Here is a 25,262-nt window from a genome sequence, read left to right as displayed (position 1 = left end):
TTCGCGGAAAGCGACAGATGAATAATCGTAATGGGCGTTGCGAAATGCATCACACCACACGACATCCGCAATTGCGGAAAACTCAACAAGGTATTGAATATTCTGGAGAAATGGTGCTGCTAGAGAGATTTGAACTCTCGGCCTCTCCCTTACCAAGGGAGTGCTCTACCCCTGAGCTATAGCAGCATCCGGTGCCGAAGCGTTTGCTTCAACATCAAGCGTGGCGCCTATTGCCATAGCTTTTTGACGAGTGCAAGTCGCAAAGTGTCATTAAATCATCCAGAGGGACAAAAAACGTCTCCCTCTGTTGAAAACTCCAATTTTCGGCTATTGCTCAGCCCATGAACGACAATCAGATAGAGACCGAACCGCACGATGATGCGGACGCCGCGCATTCTGAAGCAGCAGAAAGTGGAAAGCGGCAGGCTGGCCCGGGCGAAACGGCAAAACAGCGCGAAGCGGAGAGAAAAGCCCGTGCGGCGAAAAAGCTGCGCGAGAACCTGCAGCGGCGCAAGCAGCAGGCCCGAGCGCGGCGCGCTGGCGACGCGGATGAGACCGATGGCCTTCCCGCCGCAAAATCGGACGAATCATCGTCATAGAGAACAGACAAGCAAAATTTGAAACGCCGCGGAATTTCGGCTAAGGACGGCTCAATTTTCCGCAAAAGGCACGTAGAGAAAGGCGGGCGCACGCCCGTAGGACGAATGGATCGCATCAGAATTACGGGTGGCAACAAACTCAACGGCATCATCCCGATCTCCGGCGCCAAAAACGCCGCACTGCCGTTGATGATCGCTTCGCTTCTGACCAGCGATACGCTGACGTTGGAAAACGTGCCGCACCTGGCCGACGTCGAGCAGCTCGTTCGCATTCTCGGCAACCACGGCGTCGATATTTCCGTCAACGGTCGTCGTGAAAGCCAGGGCGAAGCCTATTCCCGCACGATTCACTTTACCTGCCGCACCATTGTCGACACGACCGCACCCTATGAGCTGGTCTCAAAGATGCGCGCCAGCTTCTGGGTAATCGGCCCGCTGCTTGCCCGCGAAGGAAAAGCCCGCGTTTCGCTGCCGGGTGGTTGCGCCATCGGCACCCGTCCTGTCGATCTCTTCATTGACGGTCTTCAGGCACTCGGCGCCAACATGGAAATCGATGGCGGCTACATCAACGCGACGGCGCCCAAGGGCGGCCTGATCGGCGCGACGTACACCTTCCCGAAGGTTTCCGTCGGTGCGACCCACGTCATGCTGATGGCAGCAACCCTCGCCAGAGGAACCACAGTCATCCATAATGCAGCGCGCGAGCCTGAGGTTGTCGATCTTGCCCGCTGCCTCACCGCAATGGGTGCAAAAATCGAAGGTGCCGGCACATCGACGATCACCATCGAAGGCGTAACGTCGCTTTCTGGCGCCCGCCATCGCGTTCTGCCCGACCGCATTGAAACCGGAACCTATGCGATGGCCGTTGCCATGACCGGCGGCGACGTCGTTCTGGAAGGCACGAATGGTTCGTTGCTCGACAACGCGCTTGACACGTTGAAGCTCTCAGGCGCTGAAATCACCGAAACGGAAACCGGTCTGCGCATTGTTCGCAACGGCAACGGCATCCAGCCGGTCGACGTCGTCACCGAACCCTTCCCGGGCTTCCCGACGGACCTTCAGGCGCAGTTCATGGCGCTGATGACCCGCTCTCAGGGTGTATCGCATATTACCGAAACGATTTTCGAAAACCGCTTCATGCACGTGCAGGAACTGGCGCGTCTGGGTGCCAAGATTTCCCTTTCGGGCCAGATGGCACGGATCGAGGGTGTATCGCGCTTGAAGGGCGCACCTGTCATGGCAACCGACCTTCGCGCTTCCGTGTCGCTGGTGATTGCCGGTCTGGCTGCCGAGGGTGAAACGATGGTTTCCCGCGTTTATCACCTCGACCGTGGTTTCGAACGTCTCGAAGAAAAACTGACGCGCTGCGGCGCTTTGGTCGAACGCGTCAGCGATTAATCGCTTCTTTGCCGCTCATCCATTCTCTGCCGTTGCAGAGCGGGCTCAGACTGCCTATTTCCTATACAAGTAAAGGGAATAGCGGCCCGCACCGCAAAAAAGGAAGAAAATGATGAGCGGCCTCAAATTGCTCGCGCTGGACACTGAAGATCTCTCCGTCATCTCGACGCACATGCAAGACAGCGTCTTTAAACTGAAAGACGCATCCTTCGAACCGAAACACGGACAATTCAGCCTCTCTGCCAACCGTTTCGTTTGGGAAGAAGCAGGCAAGAAGGGCACGCCGCCAGAGCGTTGCCGCAGCGTTCTCGTCCTCAAGCGCGTTTCCTCTGTCCGCTCGCACAACGTCAACCGCATGGATAAAGAGCAGGTGCTATCCCTGCTGGCGATCCGTTTCGAGCAGAAGCAGGACGGCCCTGACGGCACGGTGGAACTGACCCTTTCCGGCGGAGGCGCAATCGCCCTCGATGTCGAATGCATCGAGGCGCAGCTCGTCGATGTCAGCGGTGCGTGGGAAACTGCCGCAAAACCACATCATCCGGAAGCCTAACCGACGTTACCGCGCTTCGGAACGGTTGCCTTTCCTGCCTGTTTCGATTTATGCCACTTACCAGAGCCGCAAATGTTTTTTGCGGCACATCGTGTGCCCCCGCAAACCGTTGCGGGGAAAGTGAAAGGGTAAAGACGTGGCAATCTGGCTGGAGCGGGCATCGGCGGATTTCGAACAGAAATTTGCGGCCTTCCTGACGACCAAAAGGGAAGTTTCCGAAGACGTCAACGCAACGGTTCGCGAGATCATCGACGACGTTCGCCATCGTGGCGATGCAGCTCTTGCCCATTACTCCCTGAAGTTTGACGGCCTCGACTTTTCCAAGGTTCCGATGCGCGTCACGGCTGCGGAAATCGATGCCGCTGTCGCCGCTGTCGACAAGTCCGTTCTGGATGCCCTCGAGCTGGCCGCAAAACGCATTGAAAAACACCATGCCCGCCAAATGCCGAAGGACGATATCTACGAAGACGATATCGGCGTTGGGCTTGGATCACGCTGGACAGCAATCGAGGCCGTTGGTCTTTACGTGCCGGGCGGTACTGCGAGCTATCCAAGCTCGGTACTGATGAACGCCGTTCCGGCCAAGGTGGCCGGTGTGGACCGTATCGTCATGGTGGTGCCGGCTAATGGTGGGGCGATCAACCCAGCGGTTCTGGCGGCTGCCAAAATCGCCGGCGTTGAGGAAATCTACCGTATCGGCGGCGCGCAGGCTGTTGCCGCGCTGGCCTACGGCACCGAAACGATCGCACCGGTTGCCAAGATCGTCGGCCCCGGCAACGCCTATGTGGCGGCGGCCAAACGGCAGGTGTTCGGTACCGTCGGCATTGACATGATCGCCGGCCCCTCCGAAGTTCTGGTGATTGCCGACAAGGATAACGATCCGGACTGGATTGCTGCCGATCTTCTGGCACAGGCGGAACACGATCGTGGTGCGCAATCCATTCTGATCACCGATGATGCCGAACTCGGCAAGGCGGTCGAAGCCGCCGTGGAACGGCAGCTCAAGCGTCTGTCACGCTCGGAAACGGCGGCGGCGAGCTGGGCCGATTTCGGTGCCATCATCCTGGTTGACGCTCTCGCCGATGCCATCCCGCTTGCCAACCGGATTGCCGCTGAGCATCTCGAACTTGCCGTCAACGATCCCAACGTGCTGATGGCAAAAATCCGCAATGCGGGCGCGATTTTTGTTGGCCGCCATACGCCTGAAGTCATCGGGGACTATGTCGGAGGCTCGAACCACGTCCTGCCGACGGCACGTTCCGCCCGCTTCTCCTCCGGTCTTTCAGTGCTGGATTTCGTCAAGCGTACGTCGATCCTGCGTCTCGGTCCCGAGCAACTTCGTCAGCTTGCTCCTGCTGCCATCACGCTCGCCCACTCCGAAGGTCTGGATGCCCATGCGCGTTCGGTCGCCATTCGCCTCAATCCGGAAGGATAAAAGATGGCATCAGGCGAGTTCAAGCTCTGCGATGTGGTGCTGGACGAGAGCATTGGCCGTTCCACACCCGACGTCGAGCATGAGCGCGCCGTTGCGATCTTCGATCTGATCGAGGAAAACAGTTTCGAACCCGTGGGGCATGACGGCGGACCTTACCGGCTTTCGCTATCGCTGGTCGATTCCAAACTGGTTTTCTCCATCAGAACGGAAGACGAGACGGATGTGGCGACCCACATCCTGTCGCTCACACCGTTCCGCCGCATCATCAAGGACTACTTCCTGATATGTGAGAGCTACTACGAGGCGATACGCTCTTCCACGCCAAGCCAGATCGAGGCGATCGACATGGGCAGACGTGGTATTCACAATGACGGCTCGCAAACGTTGATGGATCGTCTTTCCGGCAAGATAAAGGTCGACTTCGATACGGCGCGCCGACTCTTCACCTTGGTCTGCGTGCTCTATTGGCGGGGTTGAGCATGAGTGATCCTGCCGCAATTCCGAATGAAGCGCGTGCGCCAAAATCGGTCCTATTCATGTGCGGCATGAATTCCATCCGCTCCCCCATGGCAGAGGTCATCGCAAAACGGCTGGTCGCTCCCGGTATCTATATCCAGTCCGCCGGCGTGCGCGCAGGTGAGCGCGACCCCTTCGTGGATGCGGTGCTAGAAGAACAGGGACTTTCACTCGGCAAACACAAACCGCGCACATTGGATGAGATCGAGGATGATTTTTTCGATCTGATCATTACATTAACACCGGAAGCACATCACACGGCACTGGAGCTGACCCGGTCTAATTCACTGGATGTGGTCTATTGGCCAACCATGGACCCCACCGTTATTACCGGTACGCGAGAGCAAATTCTCGATGCCTACCGCGAGGTGCGGGATCATCTGACCAGGCTGATTTCCGAGCGGCTGCCCAGACGACCAGCGCCTGCGCCCGACACGCTCCAAAAAGATTGACGAATTAGCGGCGGTCTAGAGGTTCACAAATGTGCGGGGATTGTGTAGTTTCCGCGCAATTTTCCCGGACGTGAGACGTCCGGCACCATCAACAGGAAGAAAACTCTTACATGACAAAAGAAGAAGTCCTCGAATTCCCGGGCATCGTAACCGAATTGCTGCCGAACGCAACGTTCCGCGTCAAGCTTGAAAACGAACATGAAATCATCGCTCATACGGCTGGCCGTATGCGCAAGAACCGTATTCGCGTTCTCGCTGGCGACAAGGTTCTGGTCGAAATGACGCCTTACGACCTGACCAAGGGCCGTATCACCTACCGCTTCAAGTAATCCGTTTCGGCATCAGCGGCATGACTGACCACAAACAAAAGCTCGTTCTGGCATCCGGCTCGCCGCGGCGTCTCGAACTGCTGCATCAGATCGGCATCGAGCCGGCACGCCTGATGCCGATGGATATTGACGAGACGCCTGCAAAGCTGGAGCATCCGCGCACGCTTTGCCGCCGCCTTTCCCTGCAAAAGGCCGAGGCTGCGCGCGACGTCACCAAGAATGAGCTTGGCTGGAAAGATGCCTACGTACTGGGTTCCGATACGGTGGTCGCAGTTGGCCGCCGCATCGTCGGCAAGGCGGAATATACCGAAGACGCTTCGGCAGCGTTGCATTTGCTGTCAGGCCGCAGCCACTGGGTCTATACCGGCATCTGCCTGATTACACCGGGCGGCAAGGTTCGCCAGAAGGTCTCAGAGACGAAGGTTCGCTTCAAGCGGCTGTCCACGCGCGAGATCGACAGCTATATTGCCTCTGGACAGTGGCGCGGCAAGGCGGGTGCCTATGGCATTCAGGGCATTGCAGGCTGCTTCGTGCAGAAACTGACCGGCTCCTACACCAACGTTGTCGGTCTGCCGCTTTACGAAACATCGACCTTGCTGGCTGGCGAGGGGTTCGATGTGACGGCGGGCTGGCTCGAAGGATAGGATCATGGCGGAAACACCGAAAGAGACGTCAAAGGTCACACCACTTCGGAAATCACAGCCTTGCCCGGAGTGCGGCCGCGCCTCGACGCGCGAAGACTACCCCTTCTGCTCGGACCGTTGCCGTTCTCTCGACCTCGCACGATGGCTGAAAGGCTCTTACGCTATTCCGGTAGCAGACGACGAAAGCAGCCCTGACCGTCCAAGTAACGACAAGAACGCAAGCGACTGAAGTACCCTGGCCACCCAGAGCGGTGGCTTTGATATGAATTGATTATTTATTGTTTTTGGGCAGTTGCCCGCATTTTATTTGATTTCCGGCTTCATGCCTTGAAAAATCATGAAGCACAGAGGCCACCGGGCGTATTTCCCGCCGTGATAGGGTCTTGCGAATGAGCGCAAGTCTACAGGAGAGACGAAGCAAAATAGCGCCGCTGATTGCAGTGTTGGGCGTGTGCCTGGCAATTGCCGCAACAGTGCTTCTGGCCAATGACAAACGACACCTCAAAAGTTTGCTGCAGCACTTTGGTGTCGCACCCGTGGTCAAGTCGATCGACAATCCGCCGAAGATGACACGCATCAGACGCAAGCCTCTGGTCGCCGGTGACGTCAATGTCCCGGCATATCTCTTGAAATTCGAGCAATCTGTCCCGCCGACATTCTTTGTGCGCAGCTTTGTGCTGCCCGGCGCATCATTGTGTGAGCGCTTCCTGGCCGAAGGGTTCGTCAGCCTGCAGGATGGAAACACCAGCCCTGTTAACGGCGGCAGCTTTGAGTGCATGGCCGACTTCAAGCAGAGCGACGCGAGTGCTGAAAGCGAGCAGGCATCGCTCTTCCTGGATATCCGTGGCAATGCTGCGGGCGAGATTCGTTCCATTCGCATCAAGGCTATTGCGCCTCAAACGCCAGACGGCGATCTGATACGATCGCGCCTGCGTGACGTCCTTGCCTTGATCGTGGGCGCGACCCACTGGAGTGATTTCTCAAGCTTGCCGGATCTGGCAAGCCGGATGCAGGTCTATCAGGAGCAGCGTTTCGGAATCTCTGCCTCCAGCAAACCTGAGCCAAGTGCTCCGCATCGGCTCAATGTGCTGTTGCTCGAAGTAGAGAAACCACGCGAACTGGAACTTGCACGCGCGTTTTTTGACGACACCAGGTGGCTACGAAGTGCCGCCGCTATCGGAAAACCGGAATTCCGGTTTTCCTCGCCCTTGATCCATCGCAACTCGACACGGCCAGATATCAGCCGATAGCCGCCAGCTTGCGCCGAACCGGCTGCATGATCTCGTTACGACGGATTTCGCGCTTTTCTTCCCACTGCAAAGCAGTCCGTACGATCGTCCGCAGATCGTTGTAACGCGGCCGCCAACCCAGTTCCGACTGAATGCGCGTGGAATCCGCGGTCATGGCTGCGACATCGCCTGGACGACGCTCACAGTGAACGACCGGAAAATCCTTGCCCGATTCCTGCTGCACAGCCTGCAGAACTTCCAGCACCGAATAACCAACACCGTAACCGCAATTGAGCGTTTTCGTTTCTCCACCAGCACGCAGGTGCTTCATGGCAAGCAAATGCGCATCAATGAGATCGCTCACATGGATGTAGTCGCGCACGCCAGTACCGTCGATTGTTGGATAATCGGTTCCGTAAACCTCTACACGGTCACGTCGTCCAACAGCGGCTTCGCAGGCAACCTTGATCAGATTTGCCACACCGGTCGGCGACGGCCCTGCCCTGCCCGCGACATCGGCACCCGCGACGTTGAAGTAACGCAGTGCAACGTAGTTGAAGTCATGTGCCTGGACGACGTCGCGCAGCATGATTTCAGAGGCGAGTTTGGACATGCCATACGGATTTTCGGGGCTGAGGATCGCCGTCTCCGGGACCGGCCCTTCCGTTGGCTGCGTTCCATAAACGGCGGCCGTCGAAGAGAAGATGAAGTTACGAATGCCATATTTCACTGCAGCGCTGACCAGCGCTCGCGTGGTTCCGGTGTTATTTTCATAATATTCGAGGGGCCGGCTGATCGAGTCGGGAACGCTCAAAGATCCCGCAAAATGGAATATGGCGTCGATCTGGTTCTCTTCGAAAATCTGGCCAAGCAGGGCGCTATCTGCCGCATCGCCGAGATAGAAGCGCGCCTGTGGCGCAACCGCCCACCGTGACCCAGTCGACAACCGGTCCACGACAACGACTTCCTCCCCGGCGTCGAGCAAAGCCCACACCATGTGACTGCCTATATAACCGGCCCCGCCTGTGACCAGAACACTCATGACACTCTTCCCTGTTGTCTTTTGTTGCAGTCATCAAATCCAATAATTCTTCATCATTGATTACTTGCACAGCGAAACCGCTGGCCCGCGTCCGCCTGTTTGCAGACGTGGCTTACAGTTGGTTATGGCAATAGGGAGAATTTTATTGATTGGCTGAAAAGGCAGTCAAAACCGCAATATCGAGACAAATACCACAAAAGGTTCCAGCCGTCGATGATATAGGCGCAACACATCGCCCTGAAGTTGAAAAAACCTCAGGTCGATGTGATGTTGGGTCGGTCTGCTGCGGAAACCGCGCCTTGGCGCTTATCGACCGAGAATGTAGGAGGCGAGCCGATCGGCCGCGTCTTCTATCTGTGTCGGATTGCGCAGGAAGCATGCACGCAGGAACAGTTCACCGCCTTGACCGAAGGCCGTTCCTGGCGCAAGGCCGACGCCGGTCTTGTCGACAATGTCGAGCGCCGTGTTGCGGCTATCTGTGACACCATCCACCTTCAGGAAGGCGTAGAGGGCGCCATCGGGCTTCAGGGTCTCGACGCGGTTTGTCGCGATCAAGGCATCGCAAAGAATGTCTCGGGACGTCAGGGCCCGCTCGTAATTCTCCCTGATGAAATCGTCACCGTGATCAAGCGCAGCAACAGCGCCCCGTTGCATGAACTGGGCAACGCCGGATGTGGAGTATTGAACGAGGTTTTCAATGACCTGACCGATTTCCGGGGGTGCAACCAGCCAGCCGACCCGCCATCCGGTCATCGACCAGTTCTTGGAGAAGGAGTTCGCAAAAATGATCCGATCATCCGGCTCCATCACATCGAGGAACGACGGCGCACGCCCCCCGGCGTAATGATAGAGCGCATAGATTTCGTCCGCGACGATCCACAGGCCGTGCTTGCGGGCGAGCGTGAGAATGTCACGCAGATTGTCATGCGTTGCTGTCCAGCCGGTCGGGTTGGACGGGGTATTGATGAACAGTGCCTTGGTCTTTGGCGTAATGGCGCTTTCAAGCTTGCCGATATCGAGATGCCAGCCGCCGTCGTGGAAATCGATGCCGACGGCCACCGCCTTGGCACCAGCAACGCCGATCGCGGCGACGATATTTGGCCACGTCGGGGTCAGGTACACCATCTCGTCGCCAGGCGACGTCAGAGCCTGAACGGCGAGCGCGATGGCCTGCATGCCGGAACCGGTGACGTAAAAATGCTCTTCCTGAAGCGATACGGCAAAATGGCGGGTGTAATAACGGCTCAAAGCCTGACGCAGTTCGGGGATACCGCGCTGCCAAGTATAAAACGTCTCGCCATTGTTCAACGCATCGATTGCAGCCTGATTGATAAAAGCCGGGCTTGGCAAATCGCCTTCACCGGCCCACAGCGGCAAAAGATTATCACGCCCGCGGGCGTAGTTCATGACTTCGACAATACCGCTCTCGGGAGCGGCCAGAGCGCGCGCGCTCAGGCTGTTCAAAATGGACATTCAAGACACTCCGTTTGGTGTCGTCTTATCGCATCGAACGGCCGATATGCATGATATTCCGTGAGGCGAAGATGGATTTTCTTTATGGATTGCTCCCCGGTCGGCAATCGGTCCGTTTCAACGGACGCATGTTGCCCGACCAGGGATCGTTTAAGCCCTAGCGCGTCTTCAACAGATCGCGGATTTCCGTGAGCAGTTTCACATCTTCCGGTGGAGGAGCAGCTTCTGCCTTCTCCGCGAGTTTCTGACGTTCCACCGAAGCGCGGAGTCTGTTTACGCCCTTGACCATCAGAAAGATGATCCAGGCCAGAATGAGGAAGTTGATGACAACCGTCAGAAAATTACCGTAGGCGAAGACGGCGCCCTGATCGCGGGCGGCAGCCAGCGACGTAGCAGTAACGCTTGAACTCAGCGGCAGGAAGTAGTTCGAAAAATCGAAACCACCAAAGATCGCACCGACGATTGGCATGATGAGATCGTTGACGACGGAGTCGACGATCTTGCTGAAGGCGGCACCGATAATGACACCGACGGCAAGGTCCATGACATTGCCGCGGGCAATGAACGTTTTAAATTCGTTAAGCATCCAGATTGTCCCTCTCTCCGGCTTCTGAGGCTGAAGCTATGTGACTGTCCCTACGGTACGAACGATACAGCGTCCGCGCGTTGTATGGAATCCATTAAGATTGTCTTTATTGGATTATTTCAGGCTGACGTTGAACTTTATGCTCAGACCGCGCTCATTCTCAACCGCCTGAAATTCCCCTATGCTGTGATCAAGGAGTTCCAGCATGGGGAGGATGCGTGCTTCCTGGATGGATCATATTCGTTTCGGCATTCGCCTACATTCTGCTGCTGTTTGCAGTGGCAAGTTATGGCGACAGAAACAGCCGAAAAAGAAACGCTCCGAAAAAAGGGCGCCCGTTTGTCTATGCGCTGAGCCTGGCGGTCTACTGCACCTCCTGGACGTATTTTGGTGGCGTCGGGCTTGCCGCTGACAAAGGGCTCGAGTTTCTCGGCATCTACACCGGGCCGATCCTTGCTTTCACGCTTGGTATGCCTGTCATTCGCCGGATCGTCGAATTGGCGAAAGCCGAGAAGCTGACATCGGTGGCGGACTTCATTGCCGCCCGCTATGGCAAAAACTCCACCGTCGCAATGATCGTAGCCATCATCGCCCTGGTTGGGGCCATTCCCTATATCGCCTTGCAACTGAAGGCCGTTTCCAGCTCCGTCGCGACCATGGTCGATCCTGGCGACTACGGTATCGGCAGTGGAAACCTGTATTTCCTCGACCTGCCGCTTGTCGTCACGCTTGTCATGGCGGGCTTTGCCGTGATGTTCGGCACCCGTCATACGGACGCGACAGAACATCAGGACGGGCTGATCCTGGCGATTTCGATGGAGTCGCTCGTCAAACTGCTCGCAATGTGTACCGTCGGGTTCTACGTCGTCTTCATCCTGTTCGACGGCCCCGCGCATCTGTGGGAACTCGCTTCCGCCAACGAGCAGGCAATGCACGCCATTTCCTATCAGACGCCCATCAGTCGCTGGATCGTGCTGACCCTGCTATCGGGTTTTGCAATCATTCTGCTGCCGCGCCAGTTTCATGTCACCGTTGTGGAAAACCGCACGCCGCAGGAATTGCGAATGGCGGGCGTTCTGCTGCCTCTTTACCTCATTGCAATCAACATCTTCGTTCTGCCGATTGCCGTCGCCGGAATTCTGAAACTCGGCGGAAGCGGAGATGCGGATCTCTACGTGCTGCAGCTTCCTCTAACCCACGAAATGCCCGTCGTTTCGCTGATAACCTTCATTGGCGGGTTTTCGGCAGCCACGGCAATGGTTATCGTGGCATCGGTTGCCCTTTCCATCATGATCTCCAATGACATCGTGATGCCGATCTTTTTGCGGCAGAAACTTCTGAACCGCTCTCCACATCGGGACGACTTCGCCAAAACTCTTCTGAATATCCGGCGCACGGCAATCTTTGCCGTGCTGCTGCTGGGTTACAGCTATTATAGAGCAGCCGATGCAACGTCCGGCCTTGCCTCCATCGGCCTGCTTGCCTTTGCCGCCATCGCCCAGATGGCACCGGCGCTTTTCGGCGGGCTTGTCTGGCGACGCGCCAATGCGCGTGGCGCGATTGCGGGACTGAGTTCCGGCTTTCTGGTCTGGGCTTATCTGCTGTTTCTGCCCAGCCTTGGCGGGCCGGACAATTCCCACATCGCAGCGACCGTGCTTGGTTTTCTGTTCTCCGGCAGCACCGTCTTCAGCGGCCCGCAGGCCGACCCTTTCGTCAATGCCGTACTGTTAAGCCTGCTCGTCAATGGCCTGGCTTTTGTCCTGGGGTCTCTGTCGCGTAATCCGCGACCCATAGAGCGTATTCAGGCGGGCATCTTCGTCAAACGCCACTCTAAATCGCAATTTGCAACACGTGGCTGGAAGACCCGCGTCAGCGTCGGTGACCTGAAAAGCGCCATTGCCCGTTATCTCGGCGAAGAGCGGATGCTGCGATCGCTGGCGACCTACGAGAAGACCGCGGGCAGAAAGCTGAACGACGAACAGCCAGCGGATATGGCCCTGATCCATTTTTCCGAACAGTTGCTTGGCAGTGCCATCGGCTCGTCTTCGGCCAGGCTGGTGTTGTCGATCATTCTTCAGAAGGCCGAAGACACCAGCGCCGACACGGCATGGCTGCTCGACCAGGCGAGCGAGGCGCTGCAATACAATCAGGACATGTTGCAGACAGCGCTTGCCCAGATGGATCAAGGCATCGCCGTTTTCGACAGTTCGCAGCAGCTCACCATCTGGAACAGGCGCTTCCGGACGTTGCTGGACCTGCCCGAACAATTCGGTCAGGTCGGGCTGCCATTGACCGATATCGTCGTGATGCTGCAACAGCGTGGCGATGTGCCGGCCGGAGAAACAGGTCAGTTGATTGCCCGTTTTCTAACAATGGACATGCCGTTCTCCCTCGTTCTTTCCGGCGGTGAACGCATTATCGAAGTCCGCTCCAACGCGCTTCCCGACAAAGGCATCGTTGCGACGTTCACCGACATTACACAACGCGTGGCAAGCGATCAGGCCTTGAAGCAGGCGAACGAGACGCTGGAGCAGCGCGTGGTGGAAAGAACCGCCGAGCTGACCCGCGTCAACCGGGAGCTTGCTGAAGCGAGAGCATCGGCGGACGAAGCCAATATCGGCAAGACACGGTTCTTCGCTGCGGCTGGACATGACATTCTCCAGCCCCTGAACGCGGCGCGGCTCTATTCCTCTTCATTGGTGGAACGGCTTGGCGCATCCGGGGAGCGAGACCTCGTTCACAATATCGATTCCGCGCTTGAATCGGTCGAGACGATCCTCGGCGCGGTTCTCGACATTTCCCGGCTGGATACAGGCTCGATGAAGGCACGCATGACATCGGTGCCCCTCAATGACCTCTTGCGCCGGATCGAGACGGACTTTGCACCGATGGCACAAGAGAAGAACCTTGATCTTGTGGTAATGCCAACGTCACTGACGGTGCGCTCCGACCCAAATCTGCTGCGCCGACTGATCCAGAACCTGGTGTCAAATGCCGTCAAGTATACGCTCTCCGGCAAAGTCGTCGTCGGAGCACGGCGCAAAGGCAACGAGGTTATCATTCAGGTGACGGATTCCGGCATCGGGATACCATCGTCGAAATTCCGAACGATTTTCAAGGAATTCGCCCGGCTGGACGAAGGCGCGAAAACAGCCTCCGGTCTTGGCCTTGGTCTCTCAATCGTCGATCGACTGTCGCGTATCCTCCATCATCCGGTGCAATTGATCTCGACACCGGGCAAAGGCACGACATTCCGCATCCACCTGCAGCGCGAAGCAGATCGTGTGATGCCAGTCAAAACCGCTGGTAACGACCTTGCACGGGCAGGTCAGGAGCGGCTGCAAGGCATTCGTGTCCTGTGCATCGACAACGAACCGAAAATACTGGAGGGCATGACGCTGCTGTTGAATGGGTGGGGCTGCGAAGTGCTGCCGGCGAGTTCGGTCGCCATGCTCGACGAACCTTTCCTTAGCCACTCGGCAGCGCCTGACATCATCGTTGCAGACTATCACCTCGATGATGGAGACGGGCTTGGCGCCATTCGGATTATCCGGGCGTTCTACGGCAAAACCATCCCAGCTCTTCTGATCACCGCGGATCGCAGCCCGGAAGTGCGCAGCGAGGCTGAACGATACAGCGTTACCGTTCAGCACAAGCCGCTCAAGCCGGCTGCGTTGCGTGCCTATCTCAGTCAGGCATCCGGCCCGCCTCGGGCCGCAGCCGAATGATATCGGCTGCGCAGACGCTCGCAACGCTGTACGGCATTATGTCTGGAAACGCCGTCAGCCGTTGATTGTCAGGCTGCACGCCCGAAACGATCAGCATGGCTTTCGGCATGCTTTTCCATCTGGAAGCGCTGAACGAGCTCAAGAAGTGCCTCGACCTCATTGGACAGAACCTGGCTGGCGGCACTCGACTCTTCGGCCATAGCTGCGTTCTGCTGGGTCATCTGATCCATCTGGTTGACGGTGCCATTGACCTCATGCAGCGCAGACGACTGATCTTGTGTGGCTGTGGCAATGGTTTCAACATGTTTGCTGACGGTGACGATCTGCTGGCTGATGGCGGACAAGACCTTGCCGGCTTCCTGAACCAGCATCGAGCCGGAGCTGACTTCCTGCGTCGACTGGTTGATGAGCTGCTTGATTTCGCGCGCGGCGTCTGCAGAGCGCTGAGCAAGCTCGCGCACTTCCTGCGCCACAACCGCAAAGCCCTTACCCGCCTCGCCAGCACGCGCAGCCTCGATACCGGCGTTCAGTGCAAGCAGATTGGTCTGGAACGCGATGTCATCAATAACTTCGATGATCTGTTCGATCTTGCGCGACGCATCTTCAATGCGCTCCATCGCCTCAACCGCATTGCTCACCACCGAGCCGGAATCATCGGCACTGCGTTTCGTCAGTCGGACAGCCTCGTTAGCCTCACGGGCGCGTTCCGCCGAGGATTTTACTGTCACGGTGATTTCCTCGACAGCAGCAGCCGTTTCTTCCAGCGACGCGGCCTGCGTCTCGGTTCGGCGCGACAGATCGTCGGAGGACTGGCGCATTTCATAACCGCTGTTCTGAATGACCAACGTGCGATCATGGATCTGGCTGAGAACATCGCGCAGATTCAGGAGGGATTCATTGAAATCGACCCGAAGCCGGTCAAGGCGGCCTTCGAAGGGTGTCTCGATCGTCCGGGTCAGGTCACCGCGAGAAAGTCGGCCGAGACCAGATGCAATCTCGGTTACTGCAAATTCGATCTGACGCGCGGTCTCCTGGCGTTCAGCATCATTCCGGTTGCGCTCGGCGTCGGCGGCGGCGCGTTCCTCGACGCTGCGACCTTCGATGACGAGCTTTTCATGGGCGTTCTCCCGGAAGATACCAAGTGCGCGCGCAATGTTGCCGAACTCGTTCTTGTTGCCGGTATAAGGGATTTGCGCTTCCAGATCGCCTTCCGACAGGGCTTTGACGGTTTCGGTCAGCTTGCCGAGAGGCTGCAACGTGCGCTTGATGATGAAGTAGGCCAGAGCGCCCATCACGATCATCGCAATTGCTCCACAGAGCAGAATGAGATCACGCAGGCCATCCATCTGGGCGTTATAGACGTCCATCGGAACGCCAGCAAAGAGAATACCAACTGTCGTACCGGTTTTGTTGAGAACCGGCATGTAGCCTGTCATATAGCTCTTGCCGAAGAGATTTGCCGCACCGAAATAGGGCTCGCCCTTGGCCACCTTCGCGAAAGCCGGGTGATCGCTGGCAAGCTTGGTGCCAACAGCTCTTTCACCCTTTTCATTTTTCAGGTTCGTGGAAATGCGAACATATTCGCCGCTCTTGGTTTCGAAGATCGTCGCCACGCCGCCATTGGCAGCCACAGTGCGGTCAACAAGATCATGATCGAGAAGAGTGCCGATGCTGGCGCGATTGACCGTGGTCAGATCGCCCTCGTTCATCTTGAGGGTCACGCCACCCACTTTCATCTCGTAGAGAATGGCCATGCTGCGAAGCGACCCGCGGGTATCCAGCAGTGCCGTTTCCATGATGTTGTCTTTCAACCGCAGGTACGTCGATACGCCGACCGCGGCGATAGCAACCGCTATCAAGCCTATCGTGAGAGCGACCACCTGACCTGCAACGGACTTAAAGAGCCGGTTGTTCATGAAAACAGTTCCCCAGAGCCAAAACTGAAATAGTTTTAATGGGCAACTGTTAAAATTTGGCGAAGTTGACGAAGCGCAAAAAGTGCGGCCCCTCGGCTGTCGTGGCCGATGGCGGATGTCGACAAACCCTGTCGGCGTCTATCAGTGGATGTAGCCGAGCCGGATCGCCTTTGCGATTGCCTGGATGCGGTTGACGGAATCAAGCTTGATCGTTGCCGATCCCAGATAGGCGTTGACCGTGTGAACAGAAAGGCCAAGCTTCACAGCGATTTCTTCGCTGATACGGCCGTCGCCAGCCAGTTGAAGGCACGCAATTTCTCGTTCACTGAGCGCTTCAGAAGGAGCGGCCTTACGCTCATCCAGTGCCAGCATGTCCACCATGATCTCACAGCACTTGATGTGCTGTTCGATGACAATCTCATTGTCGAGGACAAGATTGCTGCCGCAGAAAACGATATACCCATTGCCGATCGTGCCAAGCCGGACGGGCATCGCGAGACCCGCATAAGGCAAGGTGTCGTTTTCGATCCGGCGCAGCAACGCAGGAACATCGGGGAGATCCGCGAAACCGCCACCGTTCTTGTTTCGCCAGATCACCGGCAAAAGCGACGTTTCAATATGATCGAGAAGAATATCGCCGACAGAGCGAATGAACTGTGTGCTTTGCTCGGCGGCATTCATGCCCCAGTTTTCGAGCTCACATGTCATTTTTTTCTTGTTCGGGAAACCGGAGGCCGCAGCCTTCGATACAACGAAGTTGCGAGCACCGAGCACTTTCTGCATGGACACGAGTTTCGGAAAAAGATCCGACCTGCTCGTCACCGCTGGCCCACGGTGAAACGGCCCTGCCTGTCCCATACCCTCACTGCCCTTCATCTGTACCATCGTCCAACCGTTATACGAGATTGTTTCGCACGGCGTAGGCAATCGCCTCCGAGCGGGTTTTCGTCGCGGTTTTCCGCATGACGCTAGTGATGTAATTATTGATCGTATTTCGCGAAATTCCAAGGATCATCGCAATTTCGTCGCTGGTCTTGCCTTCAGCAATCCAGAACAGGCATTCGAGTTCGCGCTCCGTCAGGTCGATATCACGGACCGTCTTGGCTTCGCTGGCAATGCCGAAGCTGACGCAATAACCTGTCAGGAGAGCGATTTCACGCAACCGCTCCGGCAAGGGTACCGCATCTTCCGGAAACAGGAGCAACAGCGACAGGCGGATACGGCCGACACAGAACGACAAGGCAGAATATTGCCGGTCAATTCCAGAAGGGATCGACACGTCGTCCGGCAGCAGCAGCAATCGCGGCTTCAGCAGCGAGAGGCATTTTTCCATCTCGCTGGATCGGTTCTGGCTGTTTGCAAGCTCAGTGCCCAATCTGCGAACCAGATCGAAAGGCCAATCCGAGGTGACGATAAACTTCAACCCGGTCTCTTCGAGCAAATCGTCCCGTGCCAGAAGATAATGGGATGCACCTGCATAGGTTACGAGCAGGTCCAGAGCACCTGCAACGTTTCCGGCCGCGGCCGAAGCCGCAACATTTTTGGCAAGCTGATCACGCGGCAACGGCTTCCCCATGCCTTCCATAGGCCTGGTCGACAGCCTGCGGATATCAACATCGACTTTCAATCGCCTACGCCCTCTTGCTCCCAGCGGGAGATTATACATCGGGATGGAATCATTCCATTCAAGAAACACACCACCATAACAGCGCGCCCCCGGAGACCGAATCACTTCATTCTATGGAACCGACGCGGAATTGCTATTCCTTGGCCCCAGCATTTCCACGCATTTCCGAATCTGTCCATTCCAAGAAAACATACTGAAAAGCTGGCATATTCATAATTGTCATTCTCGGACTATTCCCAGCAAAGTGCAACGTTGCTGAATAATTTGTAAACGCCGTCCCAAAACGAAAATCCGTGTCCCCCTACGCAACGTAACACCGATCGGCCCAAAAACGAAAACGGCCGGGGTTACCCGACCGTTTGTCAAAATCATGCAGCTTTTTCCAAGGCCCACTTGCGAAGGATCTTCGCTGCTCTTTCCTCGCTGATTTCCACCATGCGGGACAGGCGGCGTTCCGGTCCTTCGCGAACCCGGCGATTGAAGGTGCCATCGCCGTCGTCGCCTGCCAGAAGATCGTCGGTGCTGTCGAACCCGAAGTCGGCGCCGAACCCTTCCATGAGACCACCCGATCCTGCTTCCAGTGCCGGTGCGAAATCCGGAAGTTCCAGACCAGCGGCATCCTGGCTGAGTTCGCTGACCGAGGAGCCATTGCCTGCCACGGTGCGGACCAGGGGACGGACGCCGAGCCAGATGACCAGGAATGCGACGGCAACGAAGGCAAGCGAGTTGATGATGCCAGCCGAATTGCGGCTGAGAACTTCCATGATGCCCGGTCCTGCCACAGCTTCGTCGAGAAGCTGTGTTTCTAGGAAGTCCATGGCCGTCAGCGTGATGACATCACCGCGATCTGAAGAAATACCGGCGGCAGAGGTAACGATCTTCTGCATTTCCGCCAGATAGGCGTCGATCTTTGCCTGATCGGCAGGCTCGCCAACCATTTTCGCAATACGACCCTTGTTGACGACAACGGCGACCGAAACCTTTTCCAACGTGTAACCGTTTTTGACAGTCGCGACGGTCTTGGAATTGATCTCGTAGTTGGTCTGCTCTTCCTTCTTGGCCGACTCGTCGGAAGACTGCGGTCCGCCGCCACCGCCCTGAGGCGCGGCCTGGGGAACGTTCTGCTCTACTGTCGCGGCCGTGTCGGGCTGCGTTTCCTGAGACTTCTGGTCTTCCTTGGTGGTGCGGACAGAACGCTCGACGCGCGATTCAGGGTCGTAGACGGTCTCCTGAACCTGACGGCTGTCGGTATTGATCTGTGCCGTCACGCTGGAACGGAAGTTATCCATACCAAGGAAAGGCGCCAGTGCCTTGTCGATGTTGGTTTCGATTTCCTGCTGAACGTTCTGCGCGAGCGTCAACGACCGGTTCATGGCAGCGTTGGTGACGTCGTCGCCAGAGGCGAGCAGTTGCCCGGTCGAATCAAGCAGTGTCACGTCATCGGCTTCAAGGCCGGGAACAGCCGAGGCGACGAGGTGACGAATGGAGGCAGCAGCCTTGCGGCCGGCAGACGAGCTGGCGCGGATCATGACAGAGGCCGTGGGCTTCTGTTCGCCACGGCGGAAGTTGCCGACATCCGGCAAGACGATGTGAACACGTGCGGCAGCCACTCCGTCGATCTGCTGAATGGACCGTCCAATTTCACCTTCAAGAGCGCGAACACGGGTGACTTCCTGCATGAAGGACGTCAGGCCAAGCGATCCTACGTTATCGAAGAGTTCGTAACCGGCATTAGCGCTGTCCGGCAGGCCACGCTCAGCCAAAAGCAGACGCGCCTTGCTCGTCGCACCCACCGGCACCTGCAGGCTTGCGCCGTCGGCGCCCACCTGGAAATCAAGGTTGGCTTCAGCAAGAGCAACACTGATCTTGTTCAGATCGCTTTTCTCAAGCCCCACATAAAGGGTCTCGTAGGCAGGGCGGTTCACATAAAGCGCTGCTGCAAGGATGATCGCCATGGACAAAATGCCCACGCCACCCAGCATCAGCAGCCGTGTCTGACCCAGTGCCGCGAAATTCTTCAAGACCTGAGGGAGTTGATTTAACAGATTCATTCTGTTCCGCACCGTCATTCATAGAGTCCGAGACCTTATGGTCCCGTCATCACATTAGGATGCGAAGCTTGCGCGAGCGTTGCCTTACCGCGTGTTATTAGAAAGCTTTAAAACAGGATATTGTGGAAGGCTTCAGAAGAGATCGAAGTCTCCGGCAGCTTTGTCGAGCGGCTGCGAATGACCATGACGGATGGTTGAACCGAGTGCTTTCTGCATTTCGGCAAGTTTGACGAGGCTGAGCGCGGTGCTGACGTCGACGATCCAGTCTCCGGGAATGGAGCCGGTCACCGTATCGATGAATTCAGCAAGCCCGCGGGTCTTCTGCACGGCAAGATCGATGCCTTGCAGCAGCTTGACGCCCTCTGCAGACAATGCGCCATCCGCCAGATCAAGCAATTGCGGTTCGATGCGTTCGATAAGGTAGGCGACATCGTGCAGCTCCGACACGACACGCATCAGGACGTCCGGCAACGCTTCTTCAAACGGAGTGGAAACCAGGTGGTCTGCAATCTGCATTAATAACTCCGCACTAAAAGAACTCGATGTCATTCGCGACCGGCTTGGGCGCAGGAGCCGGACGTGTCTCAAGGGCAACCGTCTTCTGAGCTTCCGCGCCGGTCAGCGGATGTTGTCTTGCCCGTCCGGAAACAGGCCAGAATTCGATTTTCCGCCCATGCTCCCCGCCCGTCGAGGAGCTGATGACGCGGATGCCTTCGTCTTTCAGGAACTGCATGGCGAAGGCAGCGTTCTGCTCTCCGACATTGGAGAAGCTGGCGATCGTTTTCGCCCCACCGAAGACCTTGGCTTCCAGCCGGTCTCGGCGCGCACCTTTCTTGAGAAGCCCGTTGATGAGCAGCTCCATGAGATGCACGCCATAGCGCGTCGCATCTCCGCCCGTCGTGCCCCCGGTTCCCGGCAGGAGGAAATGGTTCATTCCTCCGACACCGGCAACGGGATCTCTCAAACAGGCAGCCACGCACGAACCGAGCAACGTCGTCAGGACCACATCGGGATCGCTGATGACCTTATACTCACCCTGTATAATATGAACGCGCTTGGCCGCAGTTTCGATCATTTCAGCGATCCAAAAACAGCCTCGATGGCAGCCTTCATTTTTTCAATCGTAAAGGGCTTGGCCAGAACGTTGTTGGCACCAAGCTGGGCTGCCTTCTGAACCAGAGCCCTGTCGCCCTGCGCGGTCAGAATGATGAAGGCGGCTTTCTTGGTGTTCGGGTTGGTACGAACGGCGTGCAGGAAACCCAGACCATCCATCTTCGGCATGTTGAAATCGGAAATGACGAGGTGATGGGGCTGCTGCTCCATGATCTTCATTCCCTGCTCGCCGTCGCCAGCGGCGGTGATCTGCTTGAAGCCGAGCTGTGTCAGGGCATCGCTCAGCAGCAGCCGGCTGGTCACCTGATCATCAACGATCAGAACTTTAATTTTTTCTGCGAGAGACATTATTCAGAACCTTCTTTACGGGCGGTGGTTAGTTTCAGGATTTCTTCGCCGATGGAGCCCAACGGCAATTGTTGTTCGACGGCACCCAGTTCGTGGGCCACTCTGGGCATGCCGTAAACGACACAGGTTTTTTCATTCTGGCCGACCGTTCGCGCGCCAGCGTGGCGCATCTTCAAGAGACCGGCCGCGCCATCGCGCCCCATGCCGGTGAGAATGACGCCGACGGCATTGCGCCCGGCGAGCTCAGCCACGGAATCAAAGAGAACATCCACAGATGGACGGTGGCCGTTGACAGGGTCGCGCTCGACAAGTCTGCAGCAGGGCGCAGAACGATTGGCGATCTGAAGATGGCGCTCGCCACCCGGTGCGAGATAGATCTTGCCTGTCTGCAGACGCGCACCGTCCGTCGCCTCTTCGACGACAGGCGCACAGATGCGGTTGAGCCTTTCAGCAAAACTTCTCGTAAACGTCGGCGGCATGTGCTGCGTGATGACGGTCGGCGGGCAGTTGACGGGGAACTTCTGAAGCACGGTGATCAACGCCTCGACGCCACCCGTGGACGAACCGATCGCCACAACCTTGCGACCTGCCCGATATTCGGCTGCAGCGACCTGTTGCGGTGTCGCGGGCGTTTCGGGTCTCGCCGCACGGAAACCCGACCTTTGCGATCGGGCCGCTGCCTTCACCTTATCAGCCAGATCGCCGAACGGGCGTGCATCGCCGGGCGCCGGCTTTCCAACGCAATCAAATGCGCCGATTTCAAGAGCCGCCAGCGAGGCATCGGCACCGCGATGCGTCAATGACGAGACCATGATGACCGGCATCGGACGCAGGCGCATGATTTTTTCGAGAAACTCGAGACCGTTCATCTCCGGCATCTCGATATCGAGTGTGACGACGTCGGGATTGAGTTGCTTGATCGCGGCGCGCGCTTCCATGGCGTTGCCCGCCTGCCCCACGACCTCGACCTCCGGGTCAGCCTTGAGGACAGCCGAAATCAGTCCACGCATCGTGGGAGAGTCATCAACGACGAGTACCCGTGCTGGCACGCTCATGCGTTTCTCCCCGACTTGTGGCCGATGAGGCGATAGGTCGTGATGCCGGTATTATCGAAGAGGTTCTTCGGGTCGCCCGAGACACGTTCGGAGTGACCGATATAAAGATGACCACCCTCCGGCAGCAATCCTGCAAAACGGGACCAGATGCGGACCTGGGTCGGCTCGTCGAAATAGATCACAACGTTGCGGCAGAAGATGACGTCGAAGTTGCCCTTGAACGGCCACTGCGTCATCAGGTTCAGTTCGTTGAAGGTGATGAGGCGTTTCACCTTATCGTCGATGCGGAACTTCCGGCGACCGCCCGCATCCACTTCCGTAAACCACTGCTTGCGCATGACGGGTGAAACGGTTTCCAGCGCGTTCTCGTCGTAGATACCAGCGCGGGCCTGCGCCAATATCTTCGGGTCAATATCGGTTGCGAGGATCTTGAAGTCGTAATCGGCCGCATTCGGAAACATGGCGAGCACGGTCAACGCAATCGAATATGGCTCCTGGCCGTCAGAGCAGGCCGCAGACCATATTCTGACACGCCCCCCCGCCTTGGCCCGTGCCACCAACCCAGGAAGAACGTGGTCGCGCAGGTGCTCGAAATGATGGTTTTCCCGGAAGAACCGCGTGAAGTTGGTCGTGAGATGCGACAGCATCTCGCGCCGTGCGGGTGCACCTTCCGGTGACGACACCAATGCACAATATTCACGGAAACCCGACAGGCCGAGATTGCGAATGTGCTTCGACAGTCGCGAATAGACCAGCGACGCCTTGGTGTCGTTCAGGTAAATGCCCGCATCCGCGTAGATCATCGCAGCAATTTCGGACAGATCGCGCCGGGTCAGCGGGTATTCACCGCTGGCGAGAACTTCGTCTGGAGATTGACGCTGATCGCTGAAACTAAGTGCTGCCATTGACTATCCGCTTTCAACCCGTCGCTGCGAGCGACATTTCCTGCTTGAGCGGCTGCCCGCGCGAAGCGCTGACAATCGCGTCGACATCCAGAATGAGTGCTACGCGGCCATCTCCAAGAATGGTGGCAGCCGCAATACCCGGAACGTGGGTGTAGTTTGCTTCCAGCGACTTGATGACAACCTGACGCTGCCCCTGGATCGCATCGACCATCAGGGCGCGCTGACCGCCGCCTTCGGATTCCACCAGAAGCGCTACGCCTTCTACCGGGTTCGCCTGAACCGGGCGGAAATTCAGAATACGCCCGACATCCACCAGCGGGCAGAAGGAGTTGCGGATCGAGATCAGCCGCTGGTTGGAGCCAAAGGAGTGAATATTCTTCGCCTCCGGCTGCAAGGTCTCGACGATTGCCGTCAACGGGACCACAAGTGTCTGGCCGGCGACCGTCACCACCATGCCGTCAAGGACGGCGAGTGTCAGTGGCAGGCTCATCGTAAAGGTCGATCCCTGACCGGGACGGGACGAGATGCTGATACGACCGCCAAGCGCCTGAATGGAGCGCTTGACCACGTCCATGCCGACGCCGCGGCCGGAAATGTCGGAAATCTTGTCGGCTGTGGAGAAGCCCGGAGCAAAAATCAGGTTATCGATTTCTTCGTCGGTCAGATTGGCATCTGCCGCAATCAGATCATTGTCGATGGCTTTCTGCCGTACGCGTTCGCGGTTGATACCGGCGCCATCGTCCTGGAGTTCGATAAGAATGCGGCCCGAGCGGTGTTTGGCCGAAAGCTTGATCGTGCCTTCCGGGTTCTTGCCCGCAGCTTCGCGTTTTTCCGGCGTCTCGACGCCGTGGTCGACGGCGTTGCGGATCATGTGCGTCAGCGGTTCTGCCAGCTTGTCGATCACCGTCTTGTCGACTTCGGTGTTTTCACCCTCCGTGACCAGACGGATCTGCTTACCGATCATGTCAGCCACTTCGCGAACGATACGCGACATGCGCTGGAATACCGGCTTCACCGGCTGAGCGCGGATCGCCATAACGCTGTCCTGAATCTCACGCGTCAACTGCTGGAGCTCTTCCAGCCCCATGTTGACGGCAGAGGTTCCGCTGGCATCGTTTTCGATGACGCTCTGCGAAAGCATGGCCTGATTGATGACCAGCTCGCCCACGAGGTTGATCAGGCGATCGACGCGGTCGAGATCGACGCGGATCGTCTGGCCGGCGCTCGCATTGGCTGCGGCATTGTTGGCCTGGGCGGCTGCGGCAGCGGGAGCTGCGGCTTCGCGCTTTTCGATTGCAGCATTGACGCTTTTCGTGACCTGCGTTGCGGCAACGGCCGTTTCGACAGCAACAACGGCGTCAGACGCCTCTTCGAAAACAGGCTGCACGGCAGGTTCGTCATCTCCACCAAGAATGGAGAGGTCGAACGGAACGGGAATCATTGGAAGTTCTTCGTCTTCCACAGTCTGCGAAGCAATCGGTGTGATTTCCAGATCGCAATCCCACTCGGCAAACTCGAAGACGCTGCGAATGCCTTCTTCGCCCTTGTCGGTCTTGATCGAAACGGTCCAGGAGAAATAGGCAGCTTCAGGGTCGAGCTTGTCGAGAGACGGCAGATCCGACTGATCGCAATTGATGCTCATCTCGCCGATACGCGACAGATCACGCAGCAGCAACGCTGCCTCGTTACCCTTGGAATACAGCGATGAGCGCGGCTTGAAGCTGACCTGGAAAGCCGGTGTCTCCATCATCGGCTCGTCGTCGGAAAACTCGGTAAATGAGAACGGGATCGGCTGAAAGCCGCTGTCATCCGTCGGTACAGGCGCGGCAAACACAGGCGCTTTTGCAGCAACCGGAGCCGGTGCGGAAGCGTGAACCGCTTCTCCGTTCGCCAGCGCTTCCAGCTCTTTCACCAGTCCGCGTGTGCGGCTTTCATCAACACTGCCGCCATCTCTGGCAGCGTTGGTGAGGTCTGCGAGCACGTCTGCCGACTTGAGCATGACCTTGAGAACATCCTGCGTGGGCTCCAGCTTGTTGGAGCGAACGCAATCAAGCGTCGTTTCAAAGACGTGCGCGAAGGCGACGAGATCGTCTAGGCCAAAAGCGCCTGCTCCGCCCTTGATGGAATGAACGGCTCGGAAAACGGCATTGACGGTTTCCGGGTCCCGGTCACCATCGTTCAATTTAAGAAGCCCCGATTCCAATTCAGCGAGCTGCTCCTCGCATTCCTGGAAAAAGATTTCCTTGATTTCGTTCATATCCATCGT

Annotated in this window: 23 protein-coding genes, 1 tRNA gene and 1 pseudogene; 11 read left to right on the top strand and 14 right to left on the bottom strand. The window is 57.3% G+C overall.

All coding sequences use genetic code 11. The annotated features are described in order from the left end of the window. Positions 1–111: 111 nt before the first annotated feature. Positions 112–186: transfer RNA gene (locus FY156_01405), tRNA-Thr, on the bottom strand. A gap of 170 nt (positions 187–356) precedes the next feature. On the opposite strand from FY156_01405, the gene FY156_01400 reads away from it, so the two are divergent. The 10 genes and pseudogenes from FY156_01400 (at position 357) to FY156_01355 (ending at position 7,092) form a co-directional block, all read left to right on the top strand. Further along, the gene (locus FY156_01400; protein UXS02980.1) at positions 357–599 is read left to right on the top strand and encodes a hypothetical protein; all 243 of its coding nucleotides are present in this window, start codon (positions 357–359) and stop codon (positions 597–599) included. 105 nt (positions 600–704) lie between these two features. Next, the gene (gene murA / locus FY156_01395; GenBank protein UXS00235.1) at positions 705–1,997 is read left to right on the top strand and encodes a UDP-N-acetylglucosamine 1-carboxyvinyltransferase; all 1,293 of its coding nucleotides are present in this window, start codon (positions 705–707) and stop codon (positions 1,995–1,997) included. A gap of 112 nt (positions 1,998–2,109) precedes the next feature. Continuing rightward, positions 2,110–2,547 (top strand): DUF2948 family protein, encoded by a 438-nt coding sequence (locus tag FY156_01390; GenBank protein ID UXS00234.1) that lies wholly within the window; start codon positions 2,110–2,112, stop codon positions 2,545–2,547. A gap of 136 nt (positions 2,548–2,683) precedes the next feature. Next, entirely contained in the window at positions 2,684–3,982 is a 1,299-nt protein-coding gene (gene hisD / locus FY156_01385) for a histidinol dehydrogenase (protein UXS00233.1), read from the top strand. A 3-nt stretch (positions 3,983–3,985) separates the two neighbouring features. Further along, positions 3,986–4,459 carry a UPF0262 family protein gene (locus FY156_01380; protein ID UXS00232.1) on the top strand — a complete coding sequence of 158 codons (474 nt, stop codon included), beginning with the start codon at positions 3,986–3,988 and terminating at the stop codon, positions 4,457–4,459. A 2-nt stretch (positions 4,460–4,461) separates the two neighbouring features. Continuing rightward, entirely contained in the window at positions 4,462–4,950 is a 489-nt protein-coding gene (locus FY156_01375; protein ID UXS00231.1) for a low molecular weight phosphatase family protein, read from the top strand. Positions 4,951–5,060: 110 nt separating this feature from the next. Next, positions 5,061–5,279 carry a translation initiation factor IF-1 gene (infA, locus tag FY156_01370; GenBank protein ID UXS00230.1) on the top strand — a complete coding sequence of 73 codons (219 nt, stop codon included), beginning with the start codon at positions 5,061–5,063 and terminating at the stop codon, positions 5,277–5,279. Between the two features lie 20 nt (positions 5,280–5,299). Beyond that, complete coding sequence (locus FY156_01365) at positions 5,300–5,923, top strand: Maf-like protein (protein UXS00229.1); 624 nt, start codon at positions 5,300–5,302, stop codon at positions 5,921–5,923. A 4-nt stretch (positions 5,924–5,927) separates the two neighbouring features. Continuing rightward, entirely contained in the window at positions 5,928–6,152 is a 225-nt protein-coding gene (gene yacG, locus FY156_01360; protein UXS00228.1) for a DNA gyrase inhibitor YacG, read from the top strand. Between the two features lie 160 nt (positions 6,153–6,312). After that, positions 6,313–7,092, top strand: a pseudogene (locus tag FY156_01355) (hypothetical protein). A gap of 70 nt (positions 7,093–7,162) precedes the next feature. On the opposite strand, the gene galE reads toward FY156_01355, so the two are convergent. From galE to mscL, 3 genes are all read right to left on the bottom strand, one after another. After that, a complete protein-coding gene (galE, locus tag FY156_01350) occupies positions 7,163–8,194 on the bottom strand; it encodes a UDP-glucose 4-epimerase GalE (protein UXS00227.1) in 1,032 nt (343 codons plus the stop codon). A gap of 306 nt (positions 8,195–8,500) precedes the next feature. Next, positions 8,501–9,667, bottom strand: coding sequence for a pyridoxal phosphate-dependent aminotransferase (locus FY156_01345; protein UXS00226.1), 1,167 nt, complete (start codon positions 9,665–9,667; stop codon positions 8,501–8,503). A gap of 157 nt (positions 9,668–9,824) precedes the next feature. Beyond that, positions 9,825–10,253, bottom strand: coding sequence for a large conductance mechanosensitive channel protein MscL (gene mscL, locus FY156_01340; GenBank protein ID UXS00225.1), 429 nt, complete (start codon positions 10,251–10,253; stop codon positions 9,825–9,827). Positions 10,254–10,471: 218 nt separating this feature from the next. On the opposite strand from mscL, the gene FY156_01335 reads away from it, so the two are divergent. Beyond that, positions 10,472–13,981 (top strand): hybrid sensor histidine kinase/response regulator, encoded by a 3,510-nt coding sequence (locus FY156_01335; protein UXS00224.1) that lies wholly within the window; start codon positions 10,472–10,474, stop codon positions 13,979–13,981. A gap of 68 nt (positions 13,982–14,049) precedes the next feature. On the opposite strand, the gene FY156_01330 is transcribed toward FY156_01335, so the two are convergent. From FY156_01330 to FY156_01285, 10 genes are all read right to left on the bottom strand, one after another. Continuing rightward, on the bottom strand, positions 14,050–15,897 hold the full coding sequence (locus FY156_01330; protein UXS00223.1) for a HAMP domain-containing protein: 1,848 nt from the start codon (positions 15,895–15,897) through the stop codon (positions 14,050–14,052). Between the two features lie 141 nt (positions 15,898–16,038). Then, the gene (locus FY156_01325) at positions 16,039–16,755 is read right to left on the bottom strand and encodes a helix-turn-helix transcriptional regulator (protein UXS02979.1); all 717 of its coding nucleotides are present in this window, start codon (positions 16,753–16,755) and stop codon (positions 16,039–16,041) included. Positions 16,756–16,792: 37 nt separating this feature from the next. Further along, on the bottom strand, positions 16,793–17,524 hold the full coding sequence (locus FY156_01320) for a helix-turn-helix transcriptional regulator (protein UXS00222.1): 732 nt from the start codon (positions 17,522–17,524) through the stop codon (positions 16,793–16,795). A gap of 368 nt (positions 17,525–17,892) precedes the next feature. Further along, the gene (fliF, locus tag FY156_01315; protein UXS00221.1) at positions 17,893–19,575 is read right to left on the bottom strand and encodes a flagellar M-ring protein FliF; all 1,683 of its coding nucleotides are present in this window, start codon (positions 19,573–19,575) and stop codon (positions 17,893–17,895) included. A gap of 132 nt (positions 19,576–19,707) precedes the next feature. Then, positions 19,708–20,091, bottom strand: coding sequence for a hypothetical protein (locus FY156_01310; GenBank protein UXS00220.1), 384 nt, complete (start codon positions 20,089–20,091; stop codon positions 19,708–19,710). A 13-nt stretch (positions 20,092–20,104) separates the two neighbouring features. After that, the gene (cheD, locus tag FY156_01305; protein ID UXS00219.1) at positions 20,105–20,650 is read right to left on the bottom strand and encodes a chemoreceptor glutamine deamidase CheD; all 546 of its coding nucleotides are present in this window, start codon (positions 20,648–20,650) and stop codon (positions 20,105–20,107) included. Then, a complete protein-coding gene (locus tag FY156_01300; protein UXS00218.1) occupies positions 20,647–21,036 on the bottom strand; it encodes a response regulator in 390 nt (129 codons plus the stop codon). Before FY156_01300 ends, cheD begins: the two co-directional genes overlap by 4 nt. After that, the gene (locus tag FY156_01295; GenBank protein UXS00217.1) at positions 21,036–22,091 is read right to left on the bottom strand and encodes a chemotaxis response regulator protein-glutamate methylesterase; all 1,056 of its coding nucleotides are present in this window, start codon (positions 22,089–22,091) and stop codon (positions 21,036–21,038) included. Before FY156_01295 ends, FY156_01300 begins: the two co-directional genes overlap by 1 nt. After that, positions 22,088–22,996: a protein-glutamate O-methyltransferase gene (locus tag FY156_01290; GenBank protein UXS00216.1), complete on the bottom strand. Its 909-nt coding sequence runs from the start codon at positions 22,994–22,996 to the stop codon at positions 22,088–22,090. The genes FY156_01295 and FY156_01290 overlap by 4 nt, the downstream gene beginning before the upstream one ends. 13 nt (positions 22,997–23,009) lie before the next feature. Continuing rightward, a complete protein-coding gene (locus tag FY156_01285) occupies positions 23,010–25,259 on the bottom strand; it encodes a chemotaxis protein CheA (GenBank protein ID UXS00215.1) in 2,250 nt (749 codons plus the stop codon). Positions 25,260–25,262 lie beyond the last annotated feature (3 nt).

Source organism: Agrobacterium tumefaciens (genome assembly GCA_025559845.1).
Classification (GTDB): Bacteria; Pseudomonadota; Alphaproteobacteria; order Rhizobiales; family Rhizobiaceae; genus Agrobacterium.
The sequence above is the reverse complement of the archived record's forward strand: the minus strand, read 5'-3'. Positions and strand labels throughout refer to the sequence as shown.

Coding starts and splice junctions, on each gene's coding strand:
- murA (UXS00235.1), top strand. CDS start 705: ATGGATCGCATCAGAATTACGGGTGGCAACAAACTCAACGGCATCATC.
- FY156_01390 (UXS00234.1), top strand. CDS start 2,110: ATGAGCGGCCTCAAATTGCTCGCGCTGGACACTGAAGATCTCTCCGTC.
- FY156_01380 (UXS00232.1), top strand. CDS start 3,986: ATGGCATCAGGCGAGTTCAAGCTCTGCGATGTGGTGCTGGACGAGAGC.
- FY156_01375 (UXS00231.1), top strand. CDS start 4,462: ATGAGTGATCCTGCCGCAATTCCGAATGAAGCGCGTGCGCCAAAATCG.
- infA (UXS00230.1), top strand. CDS start 5,061: ATGACAAAAGAAGAAGTCCTCGAATTCCCGGGCATCGTAACCGAATTG.
- FY156_01365 (UXS00229.1), top strand. CDS start 5,300: ATGACTGACCACAAACAAAAGCTCGTTCTGGCATCCGGCTCGCCGCGG.
- yacG (UXS00228.1), top strand. CDS start 5,928: ATGGCGGAAACACCGAAAGAGACGTCAAAGGTCACACCACTTCGGAAA.
- galE (UXS00227.1), bottom strand. CDS start 8,194: ATGAGTGTTCTGGTCACAGGCGGGGCCGGTTATATAGGCAGTCACATG.
- FY156_01345 (UXS00226.1), bottom strand. CDS start 9,667: ATGTCCATTTTGAACAGCCTGAGCGCGCGCGCTCTGGCCGCTCCCGAG.
- mscL (UXS00225.1), bottom strand. CDS start 10,253: ATGCTTAACGAATTTAAAACGTTCATTGCCCGCGGCAATGTCATGGAC.
- FY156_01330 (UXS00223.1), bottom strand. CDS start 15,897: ATGAACAACCGGCTCTTTAAGTCCGTTGCAGGTCAGGTGGTCGCTCTC.
- FY156_01325 (UXS02979.1), bottom strand. CDS start 16,755: ATGGGACAGGCAGGGCCGTTTCACCGTGGGCCAGCGGTGACGAGCAGG.
- fliF (UXS00221.1), bottom strand. CDS start 19,575: ATGAATCTGTTAAATCAACTCCCTCAGGTCTTGAAGAATTTCGCGGCA.
- FY156_01310 (UXS00220.1), bottom strand. CDS start 20,091: ATGCAGATTGCAGACCACCTGGTTTCCACTCCGTTTGAAGAAGCGTTG.
- cheD (UXS00219.1), bottom strand. CDS start 20,650: ATGATCGAAACTGCGGCCAAGCGCGTTCATATTATACAGGGTGAGTAT.
- FY156_01300 (UXS00218.1), bottom strand. CDS start 21,036: ATGTCTCTCGCAGAAAAAATTAAAGTTCTGATCGTTGATGATCAGGTG.
- FY156_01295 (UXS00217.1), bottom strand. CDS start 22,091: ATGAGCGTGCCAGCACGGGTACTCGTCGTTGATGACTCTCCCACGATG.
- FY156_01290 (UXS00216.1), bottom strand. CDS start 22,996: ATGGCAGCACTTAGTTTCAGCGATCAGCGTCAATCTCCAGACGAAGTT.
- FY156_01285 (UXS00215.1), bottom strand. CDS start 25,259: ATGGATATGAACGAAATCAAGGAAATCTTTTTCCAGGAATGCGAGGAG.